Source organism: Kineococcus indalonis (assembly GCF_009906395.1).
Taxonomy (GTDB): domain Bacteria; phylum Actinomycetota; class Actinomycetes; order Actinomycetales; family Kineococcaceae; genus Kineococcus; species Kineococcus indalonis.
Window position 1 is genome coordinate 1 of the sequence record NZ_JAAALM010000777.1, and the last position, 1,307, is coordinate 1,307.

Consider the following 1,307-nt stretch of genomic DNA (forward strand, 5'->3'; position numbering starts at 1 on the left):
CCACTCGATGTAGCCGCCGGTGAAGTTCTGGCGCTTGCCGCCGGTGATGTCGAACTCGCTGCTGGTGGGGAAGCCCAGGCGGCCGCCTTCCCAGCCCTGGCGCGCCCAGGCGTCACGGATGGCGCCGCGGATGACGTGGGCACCGGTGCCCGAGGACCAGTAGATCGCTCCGCCTTGGAAGGTGTTGTAGGCCCCGCGCTTGTCGGGGGTGGGAACCTCGCTGCTGGTGGGGAAGCCCAGGTAGCCGTTCTCCCAGCCCGCCCACGCGTACGCCTGGCGGATCGTGCCCTGCACCGCGTGGGCGCCGGTGGCGGGGGAGAAGTAGATGGCCCCGCCTTCGAAGGTGTTGTAGGCACCGCGGCCGTTGGGGGTGGTGATCTCGTCGGAGGTGGGGAAGCGCAGGGAGCCGTTCTCCCAGCCCAGGCGTCCCCAGCCGTTGCGGATCTCGCCGTGCACCTCGTGCGCACCGCTCCAGGGCGACCAGTAGATCGAGCCGCGCCGGAAGGCGACGTAGGCGCCGCGCTCGTTGGGGGTGCGGATCTCCCCGGTCACCGGGGCCCCCAGCAGCCCGCCCTCACCGCCGAGCTGGTCGTACTTCACCCCGATGTCGCCGCCGACGCGGGGGTCGGCGGTGGCGGGGGCGGCGCTGATCAGCGCTGCCGAGGTCAGGACGGCGGCGATGCCGGCCACCACTCGCCCGCTCTTCTTGATCCTCTTGATCTGCATGGTGTCCTTCGCGTGGGTGGATCGCTCACCCTGCCGGGTGAGCAGGTGGTGTCGAGCGGGTGCTGAAGGTGCTGCGGGTGCTGGGCGGGAGCTGTCCACCGGTGCTCGTCCCTCGATCGGTGGGCAGCTCCCGTCGGTGGCCGGCTGTGGGTGGTGGCCCGCTGTGTGCGGTGACCAGTGTCAGAGGGTGTTGATCCAGGCGCCGCGTTCGTCGCTGATCCAGCTGCCGTCGTAGAGCAGGACGTACTGTCCCGGGGCGGCGTCGCTCTCGAAGCAGACGTCGCCGGTCGTGGTGCCGCCGGGGGCCAGGTCACCGGAGTTCAGCTCGTTGTCCCCCCAGGCGCCCCAGGTCTGGGCTGCGCCCTGGGGGTTCTGCAGGGACCAGTCCAGGACGTTGTAGCTGCCTGGGGCGTCGCTGGTGTTGGTGTAGGTGACGGTGGAGCACAGCAGTTGGCGGTTCAGGACGTCGTCGTCCTGGGTGGTGAGCGCGGTGGCGCTCAAGGTGAGGCCGTCCAGCTGCAAGGTGGCGCCGCCTTGGCCGACGACGTCGTCGGCGGTGGCGCCGGGGAACTGCGAGGCGG

2 protein-coding genes are annotated in these 1,307 nt (G+C 70.9%); both read right to left on the minus strand.

All coding sequences use genetic code 11. The annotated features are described in order from the left end of the window. The coding region (locus GTR00_RS21040; RefSeq protein WP_240900753.1) for an LGFP repeat-containing protein at nucleotides 1-726 on the minus strand (726 nt) is incomplete at its 3' end. A 180-nt stretch (nucleotides 727-906) separates the two neighbouring features. After that, nucleotides 907-1,307 (minus strand): DUF4352 domain-containing protein (locus tag GTR00_RS21045; RefSeq protein WP_166613463.1); only part of this gene is annotated, 401 nt, incomplete at its 5' end.